Source organism: Tabrizicola sp. (genome assembly GCF_016793705.1).
Taxonomy (GTDB): Bacteria; Pseudomonadota; Alphaproteobacteria; order Rhodobacterales; family Rhodobacteraceae; genus Tabrizicola.
The window spans coordinates 54,180-74,852 of sequence record NZ_JAEULO010000066.1 but is presented as its reverse complement, the minus strand read 5'-3'; the positions used below and the strand labels follow the sequence as shown (position 1 = coordinate 74,852).

The window sequence follows — 20,673 nt, the reverse complement described above, 5'->3', positions numbered from 1 at the left end:
GAAGCGCGGATTGACACAGCAGGATTTGGCGGCGGGCAGCCTTGGCGCGGTGGTCATCGGCCGCAACGAAGGTGCAAGGCTGGTGGCCTGCCTCGAGTCGCTTGCCCTGGGCGCGCGCCCCCTGGTCTATGTCGATTCCGGTTCGACTGACGGCAGCGTGGCCGCGGCGACTGCGGCCGGGGCGGTGGTGGTTCAGCTGGACGGGACGGTGCCCTTCACTGCGGCGCGGGCGCGCAATGCGGGCTTTGCGCGGCTGATGGAGGCAGGCGCGCCCGAGTACGTGCAGTTCGTCGACGGCGATTGCCGGGTGCAGCCGGGCTGGCTGCCGGTGGCGCGGGCCTATCTGGTCGCGCATCCCAAGGTCGCCGTCGTCTGCGGCAGGCGGCGTGAGATGCATCCCGAGGCCTCGGTCTGGAACCGGCTTTGCGATGCCGAATGGGATACGCCTCCGGGCGAGGCAAAGGCCTGCGGCGGCGATGCGCTGATGCGCAGTGCGGCGGTGCGGCAGGTCGGCGGCTACGACCCGGCGTTGATCGCGGGTGAGGAGCCGGAGCTTTGCCTGCGCCTGCGCCGGGCCGGATGGCAGGTCTGGCGGCTGGACGCTGAGATGACGCTGCACGACGCGGCGATGCAGCGGATCGGGCAATGGTGGAAGCGCACGCGGCGGGCGGGATTCGCCTTTGCCGAAGGGGCGGCGATGCATGGCACGGCGCCGGAGTTCCACTGGGTTGCCGAAACCCGGCGGGCGCTGCTCTGGGGGCTTGGCCTGCCGCTGGCGGGCCTTCTGGGCATGATCTTCACCCCCTGGGCGGCGCTGGTCTTCGCGGCCTATCCGGCGCAGGTGCTGCGGCTTCGGCGGCGGCTTGGTCTGGAGCGCGCCTTCTTCCTGACGCTGGGAAAACTTCCCGAAGCCATGGGTGTCGTGCAATTCTGGCTGAACCGGCTCTTGCACCGTCGTGCGGCGCTGATCGAATACAAGTGACGGAGACCTGAGCACATGGCCCTGACGGGACGGTCGGCCCTGGTATCGGCTGCGCGGCGCACCTTTCCCGGCAACGGGCCTTCTGCGCTTGCCCGGCAGGGCCGGATGGTTTTGGCGGGTCTGCGCGCCTATCCGCTGACGCAAGCCCTGCTGGCGCCGCCGCCGGGCACGGCGCTGGAGCGCATCATGCGCCAGCGGCCCGAACTGATCGGCGCGCTGCTCTGGCCCTACCTCTCGGCCTCGTTCGAGGCGGAGGAGCGCCTGGCCCGTATCATCGCGCATTACACGGTGATCGACACGCTTGGCCCGCCCTTTCCCTTCGACTGCGAGGAGCGGCTGGTGCTGGTCGACCTGGGCGAGGTCGTGCCGGGACTGCGGCTGGTGCTGGATCAACCGATCTGGTTCCTGCGCGAAGGCGGGCTGGTGCTGAACCTGTTCATCGACAGTTTCCGCGCCTTTTCCATCGCCTTCTCGCTGCGGCGCGAGCCCGACGGCCAGCTGACCGCCTGGATCGGCGGCATCCAGGGCCGGAACCGCGACGACATGCTGGAAACCTATCGCACGCTGACCAAGGTCCTGCACGGCTTGCGCCCGCGCGACTTCCTGCTCGAAGCGCTGAAGATGCTGTTGCGCCAGATCGGCGTAGCCCGGCTTTACGGGGTCAGCGACGCGGCGCGGCACCACCGGCACGCCTATTTCGGCGGGGGCAAGAGCAGCACGCAGGATTATGACGGGATCTGGGCCGACCGGGGCGGGGTGGCGATCGGTGCCGATTTCTTCGAGCTGCCGATGTCGCCCGAGCGGCGCGACGAAGCCACGATCAAGCCGAACAAGCGGTCGATGTATCGCAAGCGGTTCGAGTTCCTGGACGGGTTGGAAGCCGCCCTGCTGGCGGCCTTGCCCGAAGTGAAGCCGGTCCGCTTCGCGGACAGCTGACCGGAATCAGAGCCGGAGCCGCCCGCCCGGTCCGCCCTTCGTGAAGATTTCTGCCAGCCGGGCACCCTCGGCCCGGATGTCGAACCCGGCTTCGACCGCCTTGCGCCCGGCCTCGCCCATTGTCCGGGCGGTGGCGGGATCATCCATCAGCCGGATCATCCGGTCGGCCAACGTCGCCACATCGCCGGGCGGCACGGTGTAGCCGGTGACGCCATCCTCGACCAGTTCCTGCACCCCTGCGACGCGGCTGGCGACGACCGGGATGCGGGAGGCCAGCGCCTCCATGTAGACGACGGGCAGGCCTTCGGCGAAGGAGGGGAGCACCAGCATGTCGGAATTCGCCAGAAGGTCGGCGACCTGGCCCTGGGTCATGAAGCCTGCGAAACGGACTGCTCTGTCGATCCTAAGCTCCTTGGCCCTCGCCTCGGCCCCGGTGCGGGCGGGGCCATCGCCGGCAAGGGTGAGCTGTGCATCGGGGTGGGCTTTCAGGACGGTGGCCATCGCCTCGACCAGGAGCAGCGCACCCTTCACCGGGTCGAGCCTGCCGACGAAGGCCACGCGCTTGCCATTGCCGCCGGGGTCACGGCGGTAGGCGGCAGGATCGACGCCGCAATGGACGATGGTGATCTTGCTCCAGTGTTCCGGCCTGGAGAACAGCATCAGTTGCGAGCGGCAGAAATGGGTGATTGCCACCACGAAGGCGGCGCGAGCGATCTTTTCCGGCAGGGCCCAGCGGTCGACCTCGAAGAAGATGGCGGGGCCGTGCTCGGTGAAGCTGAAGGGGATGCCCGCCAGTTCGGCGGCAAGGACGGCGACCGAACAGCTGGAATTGCCGAAATGGTTGTGCAGGTGGCGGGCGTGGTTGCGGCGCAGGTGGTCGGCCAGAACCCCGGCTTCGAGGAAGTAGAAGAGCTGCCAGATCAAAGCCTTGAGGCCGGGTGCGCGCATCCGGACGGCCAGCGCGAGCGTCCTGGCCCAGGTGCCGGGACTGCGCAGGATCGCCCGGCCATGCGCGGCCAGAAGCCGGGCCGGGTTCTTCGCCGCCGTCTTGACGTAGAAGGTCTCGGACCGGGCGCGGAGTTCCTCCTGGCCCTTGAACTCTGCCTCCGGCGGCTGGCGGATCGAGCAGGTGAGGACCCGGACACCGCTGGCGCGGACCGCCTCGACCTCGCGCAGGATGAAGGTGTGCGAGACCTTGGGATAGTCGCCGGTCAGATAGGCGATGGGGCCGTTGTCCATGGTCATTCCTTGCGCCGTCGCCACCAGAGAAGCTTGCCGGCCCCCCCGACTGCGGCCAGCTGGAGGCGGACCGAGCGGGGTTCGGAGAAGGGCCGGGTCACGATCGCCGCCAGGCCGAAGATCACCAGCTGCGCCGCGCCGACCGCCATCCAGAGCGCGACGCGTGCCAGGGCGCGCAGGCCCCCGGCATCGCTTTCCACCAGGCAGCGCAGCTGGCCGTCGCTGAACCGCCGCTGCCGCAGGAAATCCATCGTCGCGCGGCGGGGCGGGACGAGTTCGTGGACCAAGGCCTCGGGGCACCAGATCATCGGGATGCGGTGGGTGTCGTCGAGTTGGCGGAAAAGCCAGACATCCTCGCCGCCCGCATTGAACGATGTGTCGAAGGGCGGGTCGACCAGGGCCAGAGTTGTCCGGGCGAACATCGAATTGCCCGAGCCGAGATAGGCGCGGAGCGATTGCACCTCGGCGCCGATGGCGGCGGGCAGGCGGCGGCTGAAGATGCGGTCGAGGGGTGTGAGGAGGGCGGGGGGAGGCGAGGATTCGAAGCGCGGCTCGACGGCGCCGAATGCGGCGCGGGCACCCCGGTGGGCAACGGCGGCGAAGGCGGCAAGCCAGCCGGGGGCGGGAAGTTCATCATCGTCGAGGAAGATGACATGGCTTCCCCGCGCCTCGGCCACGCCCCGGTTGCGGGCATGGGCCACGCCGGTGCGGGGTTCGTGGAGGTAACGGACGAAACCGGGTGCGGGGACGCCCTTGGCCGAGGCTTCCGGGGAATTGTCGACCAACAGCAGTTCAACGGGATCAGGCAGAGCCGCCACCTGTTCCCCCACAGCGGCGAACAGAGGCGGCAGGTAGGCCTCGCGCCGGAAGGTCGGCACGACGATGGACAGCATCGGTGCACAAACCGGCTGATCCGGCGGATTTCCGAAAGACTTCCGCGCCAATGCCACGAAAAAACCCTGTTGGACCCAGTAAAGACGAGACTATCTGCTTGACGGCGAATGAACAATCGCCTGTCAGTCTGGCCCTGTGCCAGACAGTTGTGACGAGAGAAAGGCGGAGGACATTGATGGTGGGTGACAGTCCCCCGGCTGCGGCGTTCGATGCGCTTTCCGTGGTCAACTTCCCGACCGAAGCCGCGCTTCTGGCCGATGTCGAGGCGTGTCTGCGCGCGGGGAAGGGCTTTGCCATCGCCACGCTGAACCTGGACCATGTGGTGAAGATGCGGCGCGATCCGGCCTTCCTGCGGGCCTACCGGGCGCACAGCCATGTGGTCGCCGACGGCAATCCGATCGTCTGGATGTCGCGGCTGGCCGGACGGCCGGTGAGCCTGGTGCCGGGGTCGGAGCTGATCGCGCCGGTGGCGGCGCTGGCGGCGCGGCTGGGCACGCCAGTGGCCTTTCTTGGCTCGACCGAGCCGGTGCTGGAGCTGGCGGCAGAGCGGTTGAAGGCCGCCAATCCGGGGCTGGAGGTCGCGGCCTGCCTTGCGCCGCCCTATGGCTTCGACCCCGACGGCGCGGCGGCGGATGCGGCTCTGGATCAGGTCGCGGGTTCGGGCGCGCGGATCTGCCTCTTGGCGCTAGGGGCGCCGAAGCAGGAGCGCCTAGCCGCCCGCGGGCTGGCGCGGCACCCGGAACTGGGGTTCCTGTCGATCGGGGCGGGGCTGGATTTCATCGCGGGCCACCAGACCCGCGCGCCGGTCTGGGTGCGGAAGATCGCGATGGAGTGGCTGTGGCGGATGCTGACCAACCCGCGCCGCCTGGCCCGGCGCTATCTGGATTGCGCGCTGGTCATGCCCTCGCTGGCCGGGCAGGCGCTGGCGGCACGGGCGGGGCGGAAATGACCGGCGCGGACCGCAATCCCACCGTGCTGACGGTGATCCTGAACTGGCGCACTGCCGAGATGACGCTGAAGTCGGCCGATGCGGCCGAGCGCGCGATGGAGGGGATCGCGGGCGGGATCGTGGTGGTCGACAACGATTCGGGCGACGGGTCCTTCGAGCGGATGAGCGAGGCCCTGCGGGACCGGCCCCGGTTTCGGGTGGTCCAGTCGGGCCGGAACGGCGGCTTCGGGGCCGGCAACAATATCGGCATCCGGCTAGGCCTGCCGGGGGGCGTGCGACCGGATTACATCTACATTCTGAATTCGGACGCCTTCCCGGCGCCGGATGCGATTCGCCTTCTCATGGAGTATCTGGAGCGGCATCCGAAGGTCGGCCTGGCGGGCAGCTACATCCACGGCCCCGACGGCGATCCGCATTCGACCTGTTTCCGCTTCCCTTCGGCGGCCTCCGAGTTCGAGGCGGCGGCGCTGACCGGGCCGGTCAGCCGGTTGCTGGCGAAGCGGACCGTTCGGATGGCCCTGCCCGAAACCAGCGGGCAGGTCGACTGGCTTGCCGGGGCCAGCCTGATGATCCGCGAGGGGGTGGTGCGCTCGGTCGGAACCTTCGACGAGGCCTTCTTCCTGTATTTCGAGGAAACCGACCTTTGTCGCCGGGCCGCAGAGGCGGGATGGCCGACGCATTATGTGCGCGAAAGCCGGGTGGAGCATATCGGCTCGGTCTCGACGGGAATGAAGGCCTGGACGCGGGTGCCGGGCTACTGGTTCGACAGCAGATGGCTGTACTACCGCAAGGCGGGGGGCACGGGGCGGGCGATCGGCGTCACGCTGGCCTATCTGGCCGGCGCGATGATCCGGCAAGCGCGCCGGGTGGTCCAGCGCGGTGTCACCACCGGCGGACCGCCGCATTTCCTGCGCGACCTGACCGGTCATGCGCTGCGGCAGGTGTTCGGCGGCGGGAAAAAAGCCTGATGGAAAAGGCGACCGGGTTCACCGGCCGCCATTGATATCACCGGATCAGGGCCGGAACTCGAAGTCCCGGCTGAGCGAGACGAACAGTGTCGGGGATTCCGCGTGACCGTCCGCGTCATTGCGCACCCGGTAACCCACGCCCGTGTCCAGATTCCAGTCCGCCGTCAACTCGCGATGGTAGCTTGCACCGAAGGAGACCTGCTCGATCCGCTCGCTCGCGGCGTCGCTTTGTTCGTAGGTCAGGCCGAACGAGATCGAGGACAGCTCGTTCACCGACTTGGTCCAGCTCAGCGCGGCCAGCGAGTTGAGCACCGGCTCGTCGTCGTAACTCGTGCGGCGTTCCAGGACCAGGCCCAGCGTGCCGTCGGGCAGAGTACGGTCGACCCGGAGACGGCCGATCAGGTCGGTTCCGGCCTCGTCGGCATGGGTGACGCCGAGCCGGGCGGAAATCGTCGCGGTGGGGGTTTCCAGGTCGCGCCCGATCTCGAAGGTTTCGCGCTGGCCCTCATCGTCGTCAGTGGTGATGCGAAGCAGGGCGAGAGCACTACCCACCGGCATGTCGTATGTCAGGCCGAGGCTGAGTTCAGGGCCGGTCGTCCGGTCGATCACGCCGAATTCCTCGGTTTCGCTTTCGACATAGCCGATCTCGGCAGACAGATCGAGCCGCTCGCTCAGGGAATAGTCGAGCCCCGCATAAGTGGTCAGCGTATCGGTGCGGGTGTCGGCCGCATCCTCTTCCTCGACCCGGCTGTAGCGCAAGCCGATCCGCCCGGTGGCGATTTCCGAGGCATGAAGGATCACCGCCAGATCGGCACTGGCTTCGGTGCTGTCCTCAAGATCCGGGTCGGTGGTGTCCTGGTAGTCGGTCGCCTGATAGGCCGCGCCCAGGGCGAAACCGATCGACGAGGTGCGGCCGGTTTCCAGCCTGGCTTCCATCCGGGAATCGGTACGGGTGCCGGTTTCATCGAAGCCGGCAAGATCGTCGTCGAACTCGTCGACATCGTCATGGCGGTAGCTTGCGCGCAGGTCGAACACCGCTGCCGGAACCTCGCGGTGGTAGCTGAGCGTGACCTCCTCCTCGCCGAAGGTGAACTCGGTTCCCGGACCGTCGGTTCCGTTCTCGGCGATGAGCGCTCCCGAGGCCGAGAATTCCAGCTGGTCGATCTCGCGGTTGCTGATCAGGCCGAAGGAGAGCCGCGTCGCATTGCTGATGTTGCTGCCGGTCGCCGGAACCGACAGCCGGTCATTGCGCGAGAATTCCAGCCGGTTCTCCAGCCCGAAGATGATCCGCATCCCGCCGTCCTGTGCCAGTGCGGCAGAGGATGACAGGGCGGCGCAGACGGCACAGAAACCGCCCAGGGCGAGGCCAGACTGGCGCATGGCAGATCACTCGAACAGTTTGCGCTGCGGAATGACAATCACGTCGCCGGACATCAGACGGGTCGCGCCGGCACCGGCTTCGCCGCGTTCGATGGCGTCAAGGTCGAACTTGTAGACTTTCTCGACGCCCGACTTGTCGACCCGGCGCAACTGGATGCGCTTCTTCGCCGCGAACGGCGTCACCCCACCGGCCTGGGCCAGCGCCTGAAGCAGCGTGGCGCCCGGCTTGACCTCGACCTTGCCGGGTGTGTTCGCGGCGCCAAGGACGTAGATGTCGGTCAGACGCGGTGCGGCGGGGGCGGCGGGCGTGCGTTCCGCCAGTGCACTGAGCGTCACATAAACGGTCGGCGCGGTGGCGAAGTTCGGCGCCAGGCGGCTGGCGAGGTCGGCCTGGACCTGCGCAAGGCTGCGACCGGCGGCGCGCACCGATCCGGCGAGCGGCAGCGAAATCTGGCCGTCGGGCAGCACGATCGCGGTGCGGTTCAGGGTCGAATCCTCGAGGACCTCGATCTGGAGCACATCGCCCGGACGGACGCGGTAATCCTGGGCCCAGGACGGGGCCGCCAGAAGCGGAAGAAGAAAGAGGATCGCGGCCAGGCGGCGAAGGATGGTCATCGAAAATACTCCCTAGCGTCCGGTCAAAACGGGACACGACTGCATCTTCGCAAGAGTATTTGTCTCGCGCCGGTTCGGAAAGAGGAAATGCACCCCCATGCGGGCCGAATCGGGGTCGGTCGGGCGCCGGTAGCCTGATTGGCGGGCGCGGTGGCCGAATTGCCACATCAGGTGCGGATGCCGGACAGCCCCAGCCTGTCGACGACCCGGGTCGTCATCTCTTGCATGAGCAGCGCGGTATCGGGATCGGGGGGCGTGGCGGGGCTGCCGTCGGCCCGGCTCAGGGCATGGGGCAGGCCGACGGGCGAGGCGTGGTAGAGCACGGCGAAATGCACCAGGGCGACGAGGTAGTTGCCGATATCGTTGAGGTGGATAACGTCCAGCCCGCCATCCTCGGTGCGGGCGAAAAGGTCCGTGCGGTCGCGCACATTGCCGAGGCCGCCCCGGCCCTCGACCTCGCGGACGAAGGTGGCAAGCACCGGACCCGCCGGGATCAGGTGGATCGGCGTGTCCTTCGGCAGCTTGCGCAGGGCCGGTCCCAGCACCTGCCTGAGCCAGTAGCGTTCGTGGTCGAGGTCGATCCGGGTCAGCCAGCCCTCGGGGTCGTCCAGCGGATGCCAGGTCTCATAGAGGTAGAGCCGCACGTCGGGCCGCGCGGCGCGGGCCTTTTCGGCCCAGCGGGCAAGGTATTCCGGGCTGTCGTACCAGCGGATCGAGGCGCGAATCTCGACCATCTCGGTCAGGACGATGGCATCGTAGTCGCCGCTGGCCACCGCCTCGTGCGCGGGGCGGAAGCGGGGGTGGGCGTTCTCCGTCTCGAAGCCGCTGACCGGCGCGTCACCCCAATGCGCCTGGAGCGTGGTGCCCCAGCCGAGCTGGCTGTCGTAGCGGTGCCCGGCGGGGGCGAGTTGGGCCAGCATCGCCGGCATGTCGCGGTTGACGAGGCTGTGGCCGAGGTGGAAGACCGAAAGCGGGCCGGTCGGCGCAGGTTGCGTCGCCGCAAGCCGCGCGCGGACCGAGGCGGCGGAGGGCGAGCGGAGGAGCGCGTAGAGCCCGCCCCCGCCGACCAGCGCCGCAAGTCCTGCAAGAAGGGCCGACCGCCGCGTCACTGTCACACCGCCACCCCTGCCAGTACCAGACCGTGCACCATGGCGATCCGGCCCCGGACGATCTGTCCGGCCCGGAATGCCCCGGCATGGTCAAGGAACTGGGCATCGAACTGGTTCCCGGCAAGGGTGACAGACAGGATTTCATGGCCGAACATGGCGCGACTGCCCGGGGCTTGCGCCTTGAAGACGGCTTCCTTGGCGCAGAAGAGGCGCTTGACCTGATGGCCGGTGCCGCGGGCCAGCCGCTGCAATTCGTCCGGCCCGCAGAGAATGGGCCAGAGGTCGGAGGGGATGGCGGTGTCGTCCTCGATGTCGACACCAAGCGCGGGGCCATGCCGGGCCACCGCGATGGCGAAGCCCGCGGCATGGGCGATGGAGCCGGAGACCCCCGCCGGCCAGATCGCGGCGCGGTCGGGGGCCATCGGCAGGGGCTGGAGGGGCTGGCCAAGCTGGACCAGTGCCCGCCGGGCGGCGGTACGTCCGGCGGCGAACTCGGCCAGACGGGAAGGCACGGCGCCTGCCATCGCCGACTGTTCCTCGGGCCAGAGCTGGGCAGCACTGGCCGGGGCGATGGCTTCGGCGGCTACAGCGACCCCGGCAGGGAAGAGCGCGCGGAGCGCCGTCTCGACCGCCGGGGTCGCGGCAGTCATCCCAGCGCCTTCTCCCGCGCCTCGCGCATCGCCCGGCGCCGGGCCATCGCGTCCATCCGGCTGTCGGCTGCGCTTTCTGCGGCCGGAGTGGGCGCAGCGGCGGGGGCCGACGCGGTGGCAGGCAGCGACTTGCCCAGATGGGCGGCCAGCGCCGAGACGACGGGGAAGCGGAAGATGTCGGTGATCGCCAGCCGGTCGGAGTTCAGCGCCACCTTCATCTCGCGATGCGCCTGCACCGCCAGAAGCGAATGGCCGCCAAGGGTGAAGAAGTTGTCCGACCGCCCGACCTGCGGCACGCCAAGGACGCGAGCCCAGACGGCGGCGATGGTCTCCTCGATCCCGCCTTCCAGAGCGACCGGCTTCGCCGCGACCGGGGTGGCGGCGAAGGGGGCGGGCAGCGCCTTGCGGTCGACCTTGCCGTTCGGCGTCAAGGGCATGGCGTCGAGTCTGACGATATGGGCGGGGACCATGACCTCGGGCAGATGCACCGCGAGGTGGGCCTTGAGCGCCGGTTCGTCGACCGGCCCGTCGGCGGTGACATAGGCCACGAGGCGCACGTCGCCCGGCTGGTCTTCGCGCGCGATGACCACCGCCTGCCGGATGCCGGGGGCGGCTTCCAGTGCCGTCTCGATCTCGCCCAGCTCGATCCGGTGGCCGCGAATCTTGACCTGGAAGTCAGCGCGGCCGAGGTAGTCGAGCTTGCCGTCGGCGCGTTTGCGCACCAGATCGCCGGTTCGGTACATCCGTCCGGCGCCCGCGAACGGGTCGGGGCGGAAGCGGTCGGCGGTCAGGTCGGGGCGCTGGAAATAGCCTTGCGCCACACCCTCGCCGCCGATCCAAAGCTCGCCGGGTTGGCCGTCGGCGACCGGGGCCTGCGCGTCATCCAGCACATAAAGCGACGTGTTGGCAATGGGTTGACCGATGTTGACCACGCCCTCCGCGCCGGTCGTCGTCTCGACCGAGGACCAGATCGTCGTCTCGGTCGGACCATACATATTCAGGATCGGGGTGCCGATGAGGCTGGCGAGATCGCCCGCGAGCCGCCCCGTCAGGGCCTCGCCGCCGACCAGCATCCGCGTCAGGCCGTTGAGGGCAGCGCGGGCGCCGTCGTCCTCGGCCAGCATCCGGGCCATCGAGGGGGTGCATTGCAGATGCGTGACGCCGTGGCGCTGGATCAGGCCTGCCATCGTCTCGTCCGCGCCAGCCCCGGCATTGGTCAGCCGCAGGACCTCGGCCACCGGCTTCAGGCCGTCCAGCACCACGGCGGTCGGGATGCCGTAGTCGATCAGGCAGGCGACCTCGTCGATGTCGATGGCCTTCAACTCCTCGACCCGTTTCACGGCGTCTTCCACGGTGCCGAACAGGCCCGAATCGTCGAAGTAGCGCAGGAAGGCGAAGTCGAGGATCGCCTCCAGCTCATCCGGGGCCAGCGAGCCGAGGTCGATGTCCATCGGGTTCGCCACGCCCTGCGGCTTCTTGAAGGCGGGGAAGGCCCAGGCGTATTGCTTGATCAGGGCCGCCGCCGAGCGGAGGTAGTTCTTCATCGGCTCGCGCGCCACTTCCCGCGCGGTCTCACGCTCCGCCGCCAGATAGGTGTGCAGCATCAGCGTGACCTTGTGGCGCTTGGGGTCATGCCCGGCCTCGGCCAATGCCGCGCGGTAGAGCTTCACCTTGTCGGCCACTTCCGCGATGGACTGGCCGAGGAGGTGGGTCAGCACATTGGCCCCCGCCTTCCCCGCATCGCGCCAGGTTTCCGGGTTTCCGGCGGTCGTCACCCAGGCCTGGACTTCCTTCGAGACCGGGCGGGGCTGGGTCTTCACGGCAAAGGGAGTCCCGTCCTTCCTCGGGAACTCCACCGCCTCGCCGCGCCAGAGGCGGCGGACTTGGTCGAGCGCATCGAACAGCGCCTGCCGGTTGGCGGGGGGCGTGTTCTCGGGGCGGAGGACGAAATCGTCCGGCTGCCAGCCGGAGGCGAAGGCCATCCCGGCGCGCCCGTTGGTCAGGTTGTCGATGATCGCCCATTCCTCGGCGATGCGGGCGGGATGGTGCAGCGGCGCCACGATGCTGCCCGCGCGCACACCGATATTCTTCGTGATCGCCGCCGCCGCTGCGCCGGTGACGGAGGGGTTGGGGTAGGGGCCGCCGAAGGCGTGGAAGTGACGCTCGGGCGTCCAGACGGCGCAGAAGCCGTTCTGGTCGGCGAATTTCGCGCCTTCGAGGAGAAGCTCGTATTTCGCGGGGCCGGGCAGGTCGTCGTTGCCCCAGTAGTAGACCGAGAACTCCATCCCCCGCGTGGAGACGCCGGGATTGCCGCCGCCCGAGGGACGCACCCGCGCGGCATCGTCGGCGAGGACAACGGTGAAGCCGTTGGTGAGGGTCCAGAACAGCTCCAGCACCGAGATGTCGAAGGAAAGCGAGGTGACGGCAAGCCAGGTGCCCGCGTCGGTGCCGAGCACGTCGTCCATGCCCGCGAAGAAATTCAGTGCGTTGCGGTGGGTGACGACGACACCCTTCGGCCTGCCGGTGGAGCCGGAGGTGTAGATCACATAGGCCGGGTCTTCGGCGGTCGGGCCGGTCGGCGGGGTTGTGGCGGCTTCGGCAAGGCGCGGGTCGGTGTCGAGGATGAGGTGCGCGGGGCCTTGCGGCAGGGCCTCGGCCACCGCGCTTTCGGTGAGAATGACGGGGCAGCCGGAATCTTCGGCATAAAGCGCGAGCCGGTCGGCGGGGTAGGCCGGGTCCATCGGGACATAGGCCGCGCCCGCCAGCTGGATGCCAAGCGCGCCCGCGACCATGTCGGTCGAGCGGCGGCAGGCGAGGCCGACGAGAGTTCCCTTGCCGACGTTCATGCTGCGAAGCGTGTTCGCGATCCGGGCGGCGCGGGTGGCGAGGTCGGCGTAGGTGAGCTTCGTCTCGCCCGCGATCACCGCCACGGCATCGGGGGTCCGCCGGGCCTGCGCAAGGATTGCCGCGGGGATGGTCAGGCTGCGGTCGTAGTCCCGTGCGGTGGCATGCAAGGCGCCCGCGTAGACCTGTGTTTCGGCCTGGGACAGCGGGCTGAGGTCCGCGAGGTCGGCCTCGGGATGCGCGGCCATCTCGGAGAGGAGGCGGGTGATCCGGGCAGCGAGGGTGGCGGCTTCGCTGGTGGAAATCGTGGTCGCGTCGTGCCAGAGCGCGTTGCCTGCCAGCGTCACAGCGGTCCCGGCGAGCGGCCCGGACCCCTCGCTGACGGCAAGGCCCGAGGGGGTGAGTGCGGTGAGTGCGGGCTCGCGGAGCGCGAGATCGGCAGCGAGGCCGGTCGCGGTTTTCGCAGCGTCGAAGACCTTGGCTACCCGCGCCTCGGCGGCGAGGACGGGTCCGGTGGTGTCGAGCCGCACGGGAGCCCAGGGGAGCACATGGCCCGGTGCGGGGTCTTGTCCCGAGGCGAAGGCGATGTCGCCGCCGCTGCGGCCGAGGGCACGGAGCGCGGCGAGGGCCAGCCAGCTGGCTCCGGCGGCGGGGAGGGGGATTTGCCGCCAGTCCGGGGCGGTGCCGGCTGCGGCAGTGACCGCCGGATCGGGTTTCAGGAGGAGGCCGCGCAGGCGGGGCTCGGCTTCCGCGACCGGGGCGAGGGCTGCGTCCAGCGCCGCGGCTTCGGCCTCGGTCGGCGAGGCGAGCGCGGCCCCGGCACGGGCGGTGTCGATGGGCAGCCCCTTGAGGCAGGTCAGCCCGGAAAGCCGCACCGCGCCAGTGGCGCAGGCGATGTCGAGGTGATCGGCACTGCGGCCCAGAACCGTGCCGGGAGCGCCGTCACCGAGGATGATTTCGGCGGCGCCCACGGCCCAGATCTGGCCCGCAGCGTCGACCTTGGCGGCGGCAAGGGGGTTGCGATAGCCGCCGTGGTCCAGCGCCCGGACGGTCCGGGCGACGGTCTCGGCGGGTTGGGTGAAATCGAGCAGACCGCCCGCGCGGGGACGGTCGGCCCGGCGCCAGACATGCCGCGTGCCGGAAACCTGCGGCTGGCGCGGGTGGCCCCCGGCCTCCATCGTGGTGATCACCTCGGGGAAGCTGTCCACGGCGGCGGCGAAGCAGCGGGCGTTCAGGGTGAAGGCGGTGTCGTCGGCCTCGATGGGGAAGCTGCGGGTGGCCAGCACCTCGCCCTCGTCGATGCCCTGGGTCATCAGGTGCCAGGTGATCGCATGGGTCGCCTCGCCATTAAGCAACGCCCAGACCGGGGCGTTCAGGCCTGCATAGCCGGGAAGGGGACCGTCGTGGAAGTTCACCCCGCCTTGCCGCGCCAGCGCCATGACCGCGTCCGGCACCAGCGACAGGTTGGCGACCGAAAGCACCCAGTCGACCGCCAGTCCCGCCGTCCTCGCCTCAAGCCCCGCGCCGGGAGCGATGACCCGGAGGCCAGCTGCGCTTGCCCAGCCCGCCACCTTCGGCTCGCGCGTCACCACGGCGGCGAGGGCGTGGCCCCGTTCCAGCCAGCGCTTGCCGCAGTCCACCGTCAGGCTTTCGTTGCCGATCAGAAGGGCGGTCAGGGTCATGGGGAATCTCCGGTCACTCGGCAGCAAGTCTATGATCGGACAGGCGAAGATCGCCAGCCTCGGCCGCCTGAATCGCGGCCTTCATCCGTGCGGCCAATACGCGCACGTTCGGTTCCAGCACCATCGAGTCGTGGTCGCCGGGGACTTCCACCACCTCCAGCCGGGACGCGAAGGGCGTCCAGAGGTTGTCGGGGTAGACATATTCCCGAGCGGAAGAGACCCAGTTGCCGCCGGTCACCTTGAAGCGGCGATCGAGCGGCGGGCGGTAGAGCACGACCTTGCCTTCCTCCCAGCCCTTCAGGTCGTAGATGCCGATGGCATGGCGGAAGGCCGTTTCGATGGCGGCGTTGTTGTAGGAGGGAACCGTCGGATCGGGTTCGTTCGCGGCCTTGGCGCGGCGCGAACGTTCCCACTCCCAGCGGCGTTTGGCCCATTCGGCTAGGAACTGCGGCCCCCCGGCGCGGATTTCGGCCAGCTTGATCATCGCCTTGTCCGGCTTGGTGAGATGCGGCCGGACGGGCAGCGGAGTGTCGAGGAGCACCATCAGCGCCACTTCCTCTCCCTCGGCGCGCAGCTGCCTCCCGATGTCCCAGGCCGTGAGGCCGCCACCGGAAAAGCCGCCGAGGAGATAGGGCCCCTTCGGCTGTACTTGCCGGATCTCGGCGAGGCAGGAGGTTGCCGCCTCCTCGATGGTCATGTGCGGGGCATCTTCGCCGAAAAGCCCCTTTGCCTGAAGACCGTAGAACGGCCGGTCGGTGCCGAGGAGGCTTGAAAGGTGCCGCAGGTTGAGGACGTTGCCAAACATGCCGGCAACGAGGAAGAAGGGGGTCTTCGGCCCGCCCTCGCCCCTGTGCATGGCAACAAGATGGGTGAACTTCGGCCCCGCGGGGTCGGCGAGTTCGGTGGCGGCAGGGGCGCTGTCATCCTGCGGGCCGATGCGGTCGATGATCAGGGCGGCGCAGCGGGCGATGGTCGGGGCCTCGAACAGGACCGAGATCGGGAAATCGACCTTCCACTGCCGCCGGATCATCGCGAACAGGCGGACAGCGATCAGGGAGTGGCCGCCGAGGGTGAAGAAGTCGTCCTCCACCCCCACTTCGGCGACGCCGAGGAGGTCGGACCAGAAGCCCGCGAGGATGCGCTCGACGCTGTTCCGGGGCGCGACATAGGCGGTTTCCAGCTCGGGCCGGGCAAAGCCGGGGCCTTCGGTTTCCGCCGCCACCGGGGCGTTGGCCTGTTTGACCAAAGCGTCGAGGTCGAGGGAGGAGACCAGCACCTGCGCCCCGTCCGCCGCGATGGCTCGGAGGAAGGCCTCGGCACCCTCGGCGGGGCGGATGCCGCCCGCGAGGGCCTGGGCAAGGCGCTGTTCGGCGGGGGAGTTGCCTCGGCTCTCGTCGTCGCGGATCACTTCGCGCGGGTTCGGCGGCGCGGGGCGGGCGAGGGCTTCCTCGAAGGCGACCTTGCGGAAGGTGATGCCTTCGACCTCGACCAGCACTTTCCCGGACGGGTCGGTCAGGGTCACGTCGAAGCTGGCCACGTCCTCGGCGGGATCGCCCGCCAGCCGCACCCAGCTGCGGATTTCGGCCGGGAGCGCGCCGTGGACGCGGATCGCGGTGGTCATCACCGGGGCCCAGACGAAGCCTTCCTCCACCTTCGGCAGAAGCGCGATGCCCCAGCCGGTGCCGATGTCGTAGAGCGCGGGGTGGATGGTGCAGGTCGCGGTGTCCTGGACGGCCTGCGTCGGCAGGGCAAGGGTTGCCAGCCCCTCGCGGTGGCCCAGGGCGGTCGCCCGGATTACCTGCCAGCGGGGACCGAAGGCGATGCGGTCCTCTTGCGCGGAAGGCAGGTTCTCGCCCCCTGCTGCCGTGGCTTTCTCCGGGCAGCGGGCGGCGATTGCAGCCAGGTCGATCGTGCCTGCCGGGGCGGTCAGCGGCGTCACGCCCATCTCGGCGGTCATGGCCCAACCTTGCGGCTCCAGCGCGCGGGCTTGCAGGCGCTGGTTGCCGTCGCGGGTGCGGGTCAGGGTGACGCGCAGGTCGCGGGGGAGGTCGGCCTCCAGCCGCAGGGGGCGGAACACCGTCAGGTCGGTAAGCTGGAGGCCCGGCTTGCCGCCCGCCGCCATCAGCGCCTCATGCGCGATTTCGGGCCAGGCGGCACCGGGCAGGACGGCGGTGCCGTCGAGCAGGCGATGGTCGTCCATCACCCAGTGCTCCTTGGTCAGGGTCGCGTGAAAACGGGTTTCATCCTCGCCCTTCTGCATCCGCTCCAGCACCAGTTGGCCGGGCAGCGGGGCGCCCGCGTCCTTGCCCTGACGGCGGGCGTCGGCATCTGCGGCCATGCCGATCCCCGACCAGATGCCCCAGTTGACCGCCGTCACCCTGGTCATCCCGCCCGAGCGCGACCGGGCGAAGGCGTTGAGGTATTCGTTCGCGGCAACGTAGTCCGCCTGACCTGCCGGGGTGATCACCGTGGAGGTCGAGCTGAACAGCACGATCCGGTCGACGCTGCCGTCGGGAAGAAGGCTGTCGAGAAGCTTGGTGCCATGCACCTTGGGTGACAGGACCGCATCGGCGCTGCCGGGGTCCTTGCCGAGGAGGGGGGCGTCATCGACCGTCCCGGCGGCATGGACGACGCCGTAGATCGGGCCGAACTCGGCCTTCACCCGGTCGAAGGCGGCGCGCATGTCCTCGGGGTTGCAGACATCGGCGGCGACGGCCATGACCCGGCCCAGCCGTTCCAGCCGCGAGAGCACCCCGGCGCGGACGCTGCCCGGTTCCGGCACACGCCGTCCGAGCAGGGCGATCTTCGCATGGCGGTCGCGCATCAGGCGTTCGGCGACGGTCACGCCGATCCCGCCGAAGCCGCCGGTGATGACCCAGACCGAGCCTTCGGGGACCTCGGCCGGTTCGGGCAGCCTGGCCGGGACGAGGCGGGTTTCCAGTCTCCGGCTGCCCCGGATGGCGGCGACGGTGTTCGCCGGTGTTGCGAGCATTTCTTCGAGGACGGCGGAGACGGCTTCCGCCGGGATCGTCTTGCGGTCGAGAGTCAGGTCCAGAAGGCTTGCCGTCAGCCCCGGCAGTTCGCGCGGCATCACGCGGACGGGGCCTGCGACCGTGGCCTTCTCCGGGTAGGGCAGGGCTTCGGTGCGGACCTGGGCGGCGCCAGAGGTGACGACGGTGAGATGGGGCAGGGGCTTCAGCCCGATTTCACCCATCGCCTGGCCGAGGAAGAAGAGGCTCCAGAAGCCTTGCTCCAGGTTGCGCTGGAAGAAGCTGGAACCGGGGCGGAAGGTCTCGCCTTCCGTAACCAGCCAGAAGTGGGCGATGCGCGCGGGCGACAGGTTGCGCTGGGCGAGGTCGGCGAGGAGGGCGTCATACCCCTCGCGCCCGTGTTCGGGGGCGAGGGTGTAGGTGTCGTCCGAGGTGCGGGCGAAGGCATCGCCTGCGTGCACGGTGATGACGCGGTGGCTGGCCGCGCGCAGGCGCTGGACGGCGGCGCGGGCGAGACCCGCCTCGTCAGCGAAGACAAGCCAGGTGAGGGGTGCGCCCAGTTCGGTTTCAACGTCGACCGGGCAGTCGGCGGGCATCACGCGCCAGCCGATCTTGTAGCCGAAGTCGGTCACGCTGTCGTGGCGGGTGGGGGTCAGGTCGGCCTCGGTCACCACGGCGGGCTGGCCGCGTTCGACGAAGTAGCGGCTGCGCTGGAAGGGGTAGGTCGGCAGGGGGACGCGGCGGCGTTTGGCCTCGCCCCAGAGCTGGGTCAGGTCGGGCTCTGCCCCGCAGGCCCAGAGGCGGCCGAGGGTGGCGATGAAATGGCGGTCGTCGGAGACGGTGTCGTCGGGGTGGCGGAGGCTGGCGGGCACCGGCTGGCCGCCCATCGCGCCGTTCGCCTGCGCAAGGGAGGCCATCGCGCGGCCGGGTCCAACCTCCAGATAGACCCGGTCGGCCTTCTGGCGAAGGGTCGCCATGCCATCGGCGAAACGCACGGTGTTGCGCAGATGGGCGACCCAGTAGTCGGGGCTGGTGGCCTCGGCATCCGTCAGCACCTGGCCGGAGCGGTTGGAGATGATCGGGATTTGCGGCGGCGACATCTGCATCCCGGCCAGATGGGCGCGGAAGGCAGCGAGGATGCCTTCCAGCATCTTCGAATGTGCCGCGATGTCGATGGCGATGCGGGTGGTGTCGATGTCGTCGGCCTTGAGGCGTTCGGCAAGGTCCTTGAGACCGGCGTCGGAGCCGGAGACCACAGTCAGTTCCGGCGCGTTGATCGAGGCGATGTCGAGATCGCCAAGGTAGGGTTTCAGCGCCGCCTCTGACAGCGGGACCGACAGCATGCCCCCGGCGGGCACCGTGTCGAAAAGCTGCCCGCGCAGGCGGACGAGGCCCACAGCGGCTTCCAGCGTCATGACGCCCGCCACGCAGGCGGCGGCGTTCTCGCCCATCGAGTGCCCGATCAGCATGGCGGGCCTGATGCCCCAGCTTTCCCAGAGCCTGGCCAGCGCCACCTCGACGATCAGGATCAGCGGCAACTGCTTGGACGGCTGGCGGAGTGCCTCGGCGGCGGCGGCTTCCTGCCCCTCCGCCGGGAGCCAGAGGGCGCGAGTCTCGGCCTCGGCCGGCCCAAGGGCGGCAAGGCCCCGGTCCATCCATTCGGCGAAGACGGGTTCCGTCTCGTACAGGTCGCGCGCCATGTTCGGGTATTGCGCGCCACCGCCGGGGAACATGAAGACGACGTCGGGGGCATCGCCAAGGCGGCGCTGGGTGAAGACGCGGCGGGGATCGCCCGCCTCCAACAGCTTCGCGGCCTCCTCATGGCTGGCGGCCACCAGCACGCGGCGGTGCTCGAAGGCGCGGCGACCATGCTTCAGCGTCCAGGCCACGTCGGCGAGGTCCTGCTCCGGATGCGCCTTGAGATGCGCGGCCAGGCGAGAGGACGCCTCGCCCAAGGCCGACTGGCTGCGGGCGGAAAGCGTGATCAACTGGAACGGCCAGTCCGAGGCCTCAGGGGCCGCCACGGCGGGAGGCTCCTGCACGACGACGAACGCATTGGTCCCGCCGACGCCAAGGCTGTTCACCCCGGCCCGGCGCGGGCCCATGCGGCGGGGCCAGTCGGTCAGGCGGTCGTTCACGCGGAAGGGGCTGTTGTCGAAGTCGATTGCCGGGTTCGCCGCCTCGAAGTTCAGGGACGGCGGCATCTGCGCGTTGTGCAAGGCGAGCGTGGTCTTGATCAGGCTGGCGACGCCCGCTGCCGTATCCAGGTGGCCGATGTTGGTCTTGACGCTGCCGATGCGGGCAAAGCCCTTGGCGTCGGTGGTGCGCCGGAAGGCTTCGGTCAGCGCGGCCACCTCGATCGGGTCGCCGAGATAGGTGCCGGTGCCATGGCATTCGACATAGTCCAGCGTCTCGGCCGGGGTCCCCGCGACGGCAAGCGCCGTCGCGATGCAGGCCGACTGCCCCTCCACCGAAGGGGCCAGATAGCCTGCCTTCGCAGCCCCATCGTTGTTGACCGCGGACCCCTTGATGATGCCCCAGACATGGTCGCCATCCGCCAGCGCATCGTCCAGCCGCCGCAGCAGCACGGTCCCCGCGCCCGAGCCGAAGACCGTGCCCTGCGCCCGGTGGTCAAAGGCGTGGCAGACCCCGTCGGGCGACAGGACCTCACCCTCCTTGTAGATGTAGCCCCGGCCCTGGGGCAGGTCGATGGTCACGCCCCCCGCCAGCGCCATGTCGCATTCGCCGTTCAACAGCGCCTGGATCGCGTAGTGCGTGGCGACCAGCGAGGTCGAGCAGGCCGTCTGGAGCCCGAGGCTTGGCCCCTTGAGGTCGAAGACATGGCTGACGCGGGTCGACAGGAAGTCCTTGTCGTTGCCGGTATGGCGGAGGAGGAACATGCCGGTGCTTTCGACCAGCGCGGGGTTCGAGCAGAGGTTGAAGTAGAAATAGCTGCCCATGCCGCAACCGGCGAAGACGCCGATGCGGCCCTTGAAGCCTTCGGGCGTGTGGCCGGCATTCTCCAGCGCCTCCCAGGCAACTTCCAGGAACTGCCGGTGCTGCGGGTCCAGGATCGCGGCCTCTTTCGGCGAGAAGCCGAAGAATTCCGCATCGAAGCGGTCGAAGCCTTCCAGCAGCGCGGCCGCCGGGACATAGTTCGGATTGCGCAGCAGGGCGGGGCTTTCGCCCGAGGCAAGGATTTCCTCCTCGCTCAGCTGCCGGACAGCGCTGCGCCCGTCACGCAGGTTTTCCCAATACGCCTGGATGTCGGCCGCACCAGGCAGGTGCGCGGCCATCCCCACGATCGCAATGTCGGTGTCTGCGGGGGTGTCCTGCATCACGTCCTTCATGCACCTGCCCTCTCGACATGGCTGCGGCGGCCTGCGCCAAGGCCGCCAGTCGCTATTCGCGGCGGCTCGAATTCATTCCCCGGCC

The 20,673-nt window shown here is 69.4% G+C and carries 12 protein-coding genes; 4 read left to right on the top strand and 8 right to left on the bottom strand.

The window, feature by feature from the left end:
• Positions 1-10 precede the first annotated feature (10 nt).
• Both JNJ68_RS16805 and JNJ68_RS16800 read left to right on the top strand, forming a co-directional pair.
• Positions 11-982: a glycosyltransferase gene (locus JNJ68_RS16805; protein WP_294984074.1), complete on the top strand. Its 972-nt coding sequence runs from the start codon at positions 11-13 to the stop codon at positions 980-982.
• 15 nt (positions 983-997) lie between these two features.
• A complete protein-coding gene (locus JNJ68_RS16800; RefSeq protein ID WP_294984071.1) occupies positions 998-1,918 on the top strand; it encodes a DUF535 family protein in 921 nt (306 codons plus the stop codon).
• 6 nt (positions 1,919-1,924) lie between these two features.
• Here JNJ68_RS16800 and JNJ68_RS16795 read toward each other — a convergent pair whose 3' ends face one another.
• Together JNJ68_RS16795 and JNJ68_RS16790 are read right to left on the bottom strand one after the other, a co-directional pair.
• On the bottom strand, positions 1,925-3,157 hold the full coding sequence (locus tag JNJ68_RS16795; protein WP_294984069.1) for a glycosyltransferase: 1,233 nt from the start codon (positions 3,155-3,157) through the stop codon (positions 1,925-1,927).
• Between the two features lie 2 nt (positions 3,158-3,159).
• Positions 3,160-4,050 carry a glycosyltransferase family 2 protein gene (locus tag JNJ68_RS16790; protein WP_294984066.1) on the bottom strand — a complete coding sequence of 297 codons (891 nt, stop codon included), beginning with the start codon at positions 4,048-4,050 and terminating at the stop codon, positions 3,160-3,162.
• A gap of 176 nt (positions 4,051-4,226) precedes the next feature.
• Between JNJ68_RS16790 and JNJ68_RS16785 the strand changes: the two genes are divergently transcribed.
• Both JNJ68_RS16785 and JNJ68_RS16780 read left to right on the top strand, forming a co-directional pair.
• Complete coding sequence (locus JNJ68_RS16785; RefSeq protein ID WP_294984065.1) at positions 4,227-5,000, top strand: WecB/TagA/CpsF family glycosyltransferase; 774 nt, start codon at positions 4,227-4,229, stop codon at positions 4,998-5,000.
• Entirely contained in the window at positions 4,997-5,968 is a 972-nt protein-coding gene (locus JNJ68_RS16780) for a glycosyltransferase family 2 protein (RefSeq protein ID WP_294984061.1), read from the top strand. The genes JNJ68_RS16785 and JNJ68_RS16780 overlap by 4 nt, the downstream gene beginning before the upstream one ends.
• A 45-nt stretch (positions 5,969-6,013) precedes the next feature.
• Here JNJ68_RS16780 and JNJ68_RS16775 read toward each other — a convergent pair whose 3' ends face one another.
• From JNJ68_RS16775 to JNJ68_RS16750, 6 genes are all read right to left on the bottom strand, one after another.
• Positions 6,014-7,348, bottom strand: coding sequence for a porin (locus JNJ68_RS16775; RefSeq protein WP_294984059.1), 1,335 nt, complete (start codon positions 7,346-7,348; stop codon positions 6,014-6,016).
• Positions 7,349-7,354: 6 nt separating this feature from the next.
• The gene (locus JNJ68_RS16770; protein WP_294984056.1) at positions 7,355-7,963 is read right to left on the bottom strand and encodes a polysaccharide biosynthesis/export family protein; all 609 of its coding nucleotides are present in this window, start codon (positions 7,961-7,963) and stop codon (positions 7,355-7,357) included.
• Positions 7,964-8,130: 167 nt separating this feature from the next.
• A complete protein-coding gene (locus tag JNJ68_RS16765) occupies positions 8,131-9,078 on the bottom strand; it encodes a hypothetical protein (RefSeq protein ID WP_294984055.1) in 948 nt (315 codons plus the stop codon).
• Entirely contained in the window at positions 9,075-9,722 is a 648-nt protein-coding gene (locus JNJ68_RS16760; protein ID WP_294984053.1) for a 4'-phosphopantetheinyl transferase superfamily protein, read from the bottom strand. The genes JNJ68_RS16765 and JNJ68_RS16760 overlap by 4 nt, the downstream gene beginning before the upstream one ends.
• Positions 9,719-14,248: a MupA/Atu3671 family FMN-dependent luciferase-like monooxygenase gene (locus tag JNJ68_RS16755; protein ID WP_294984050.1), complete on the bottom strand. Its 4,530-nt coding sequence runs from the start codon at positions 14,246-14,248 to the stop codon at positions 9,719-9,721. Before JNJ68_RS16755 ends, JNJ68_RS16760 begins: the two co-directional genes overlap by 4 nt.
• Positions 14,249-14,261: 13 nt before the next feature.
• Positions 14,262-20,588, bottom strand: coding sequence for a type I polyketide synthase (locus JNJ68_RS16750; RefSeq protein ID WP_294984047.1), 6,327 nt, complete (start codon positions 20,586-20,588; stop codon positions 14,262-14,264).
• Positions 20,589-20,673 lie beyond the last annotated feature (85 nt).

Excerpts from the sequence above, each read along its gene's own strand:
- JNJ68_RS16800 (WP_294984071.1), top strand. The coding sequence starts at position 998 with ATGGCCCTGACGGGACGGTCGGCCCTGGTATCGGCTGCGCGGCGCACC.
- JNJ68_RS16795 (WP_294984069.1), bottom strand. The coding sequence starts at position 3,157 with ATGGACAACGGCCCCATCGCCTATCTGACCGGCGACTATCCCAAGGTC.
- JNJ68_RS16790 (WP_294984066.1), bottom strand. The coding sequence starts at position 4,050 with ATGCTGTCCATCGTCGTGCCGACCTTCCGGCGCGAGGCCTACCTGCCG.
- JNJ68_RS16785 (WP_294984065.1), top strand. The coding sequence starts at position 4,227 with ATGGTGGGTGACAGTCCCCCGGCTGCGGCGTTCGATGCGCTTTCCGTG.
- JNJ68_RS16780 (WP_294984061.1), top strand. The coding sequence starts at position 4,997 with ATGACCGGCGCGGACCGCAATCCCACCGTGCTGACGGTGATCCTGAAC.
- JNJ68_RS16775 (WP_294984059.1), bottom strand. The coding sequence starts at position 7,348 with ATGCGCCAGTCTGGCCTCGCCCTGGGCGGTTTCTGTGCCGTCTGCGCC.
- JNJ68_RS16770 (WP_294984056.1), bottom strand. The coding sequence starts at position 7,963 with ATGACCATCCTTCGCCGCCTGGCCGCGATCCTCTTTCTTCTTCCGCTT.
- JNJ68_RS16760 (WP_294984053.1), bottom strand. The coding sequence starts at position 9,722 with ATGACTGCCGCGACCCCGGCGGTCGAGACGGCGCTCCGCGCGCTCTTC.
- JNJ68_RS16755 (WP_294984050.1), bottom strand. The coding sequence starts at position 14,248 with ATGACCCTGACCGCCCTTCTGATCGGCAACGAAAGCCTGACGGTGGAC.
- JNJ68_RS16750 (WP_294984047.1), bottom strand. The coding sequence starts at position 20,588 with ATGAAGGACGTGATGCAGGACACCCCCGCAGACACCGACATTGCGATC.